Below are 2,166 nucleotides of genomic sequence, written 5' to 3'. Positions count from 1 at the left end.
GCGGGCGGCGATGCGGGGGGCTTCGGCGCGGCGGGCGGTGGCGGCGCGGTCGCCGCGGTCGCGGGCAGTGGCGGCGCGGTCGGCGGAGGCGATTCTCGGCCGTCGGTGATCGGCCGGATCCGGCATTCGATGCGCGACCGGATGCTGTACCACGTGATGGTGTGGCGGTACCGCTCGGCGAAGGACATCACGCCCGCAAGCCCCGAGTCCGACGCGCTGCCGCTGGACCGCGCGGTCGCGCGGCTGGCCGCGCTGCTGCCGGAACAGGTGGAGATCATGGGCGGGTTGGCGGAGTCGGGCCTGATCGAGCTGATCCTGCCCAAGGAAGCGCTCGACGAGGACTTCCCACAGCTGCCGCTGCCGGAGCCCTTCGAGTGGACGCGGCTCGGCGCGAAGCAGCAGGTGGTGGTGCGGCCCCTGGAGCGCCACGAAGCACCTTCGCTCCAGGGGGCGTTGGAACGGCGCTGGAAGCATCTGGACGGCCGGACCATGGGCGAGGCGCTGGTGTGCGTCTGCGGGCGGGACGCCCAGCACAAGGCGGCCCTGGGCGCGTCGTTCGACCTCGACCCGACGCTGGCGGCACTGGCCCTGGCGGGGTCGCCGCGGACCGGGCCGGTGGGGGACGCGTACCGGGTGGCGGTGGCCTCAGGCGTGCCGATGATGACCTGGCACCGGGACAGCGCCGCCTGCGAGCGCGGGGACGGGATGCCGTGCGGGCTGCCGGGGCGCGAGGCGTGCCCGGGCGGCGCGTTCTACTCCGCGGCCCGCAAGGAGCTCGCCGACGTCAGCCACGAGGAACTCCCCGAGCGCGTATGGAAGTTGCGGGCGGAGGCGCTGATGCAGCGGCAGCCGCGCGACCACATCGGCGGGGACATCGTGCTGCTGTGGGACGATCCCCGGCGGCAGCTCCCGCGTGTGCCATTGGCTCCGGCCGAGGAAGGAAGTCCCTGATGAGCGAGTGGCGGATCTACCGCGGTGCGAGCGAGCCGCACGACGGCATCGACGACCTGCCCGCCCCGCCCCCGTGGCGGGACTTCAGGCACGACGGGCCGCTCACCCCCTTCGACCGGACCGCCGACGACGGCGGCGCCGGGCGGCGGCTGCCCGCCGCCGACGCGTACCGGGCCGACGAGCGCACCGTCGAGGCGGTCAACACCGCCCTGTACCTGCGTCGGCCGCTGCTGGTGACCGGCGACCCGGGAGTCGGCAAGTCGACTTTGGCGCACGCGGTCGCGCGCGAGCTGAAGCTGGGGCAGGTGCTGCGCTGGCCGGTCAACAGCAAGACCGAACTGCGCGACGGGCTGTACCGGTACGACTCGCTGGGCCGCCTTGAGGAGGCGGGGGTGGCCCGCGCGGGGAGGAAGGGAGAGCAGGCCCCATCGCTTGAGGCGCCCGGCGCGAACCGGCGGCGGACCGACCTCGGCCGGTACGTACGCCTCGGGCCGCTCGGCACCGCCCTCGCGCCGTATGCACTGCCCCGCGTGCTGCTCATCGACGAGATCGACAAGAGCGACATCGATCTCCCCAACGACCTGCTCGACGTCTTCGAGGAGGGCTCGTTCGAGATCCCCGAGCTCTCGCGGGTCGCCGACCTGCAGCCCGAGGTCCGCGTCCGGCCGGCGGACTCCGGCGCGCCCGTGACGGTCGTACGGGGCGACGTGCGCTGCCACACCTTCCCGTTCACGATCCTCACCAGCAACGGCGAGCGCGAGTTCCCGCCGGCGTTCCTGCGCCGCTGCGTCCGCCTCCATCTGCCGGCGGTCGATGACGACGCGCGGCTGCGTGCCATCGTCCGCGCCCATCTGCCGATGGCCGAGGACGCGGCGGACGCGGTCGTCGAGCGCTTCCTTCGGCACGCGGCGTCGGGCGAGCTGGCCACCGACCAACTTCTCAACGCCGTCTACCTGGTGAGCCGGACCGGCGGCGACGACGCGCCGGACCTCGATCGGCTGGCCGACCTGGTCTTCCAGCATCTCAACGTGACGGTCCCGGCCGAGTCGTGATCGAACGGCTGGCCGCGCTGCTGCGCGCCCTCGACCCGGACGGGAGCGCCGCGCCGCCCGACGCTCGGAGCGTCGCCGAAGTCCTGTGGCTGGCGGGCACGTTGCCGGAGCCGGCGGGGCGGGCGGAGGCGGCCCCGGGTCAGCCGACCGGGGCGGCTCCCGA

At 74.3% G+C, this 2,166-nt stretch carries 2 protein-coding genes; both read left to right on the top strand.

Annotation, left to right across the window (positions count from 1 at the left end):
* Positions 1–951, top strand: a 951-nt coding sequence (locus tag VIU94_RS42745) for a VMAP-C domain-containing protein (RefSeq protein WP_331920781.1), incomplete at its 5' end; no start/stop codon positions are given.
* Complete coding sequence (locus VIU94_RS42740) at positions 951–2,003, top strand: AAA family ATPase (RefSeq protein WP_331920779.1); 1,053 nt, start codon at positions 951–953, stop codon at positions 2,001–2,003. The genes VIU94_RS42745 and VIU94_RS42740, both read left to right, overlap by 1 nt.
* Positions 2,004–2,166 lie beyond the last annotated feature (163 nt).

This window comes from Streptomyces sp. (genome assembly GCF_036566765.1).
Taxonomy (GTDB): Bacteria; Actinomycetota; Actinomycetes; order Streptomycetales; family Streptomycetaceae; genus Streptomyces.
Note: the sequence above shows the minus strand (reverse complement) of the source record. Positions and strands in the feature narration are given on the sequence as shown.

Coding starts and splice junctions, on each gene's coding strand:
- VIU94_RS42740 (WP_331920779.1), top strand. CDS start 951: ATGAGCGAGTGGCGGATCTACCGCGGTGCGAGCGAGCCGCACGACGGC.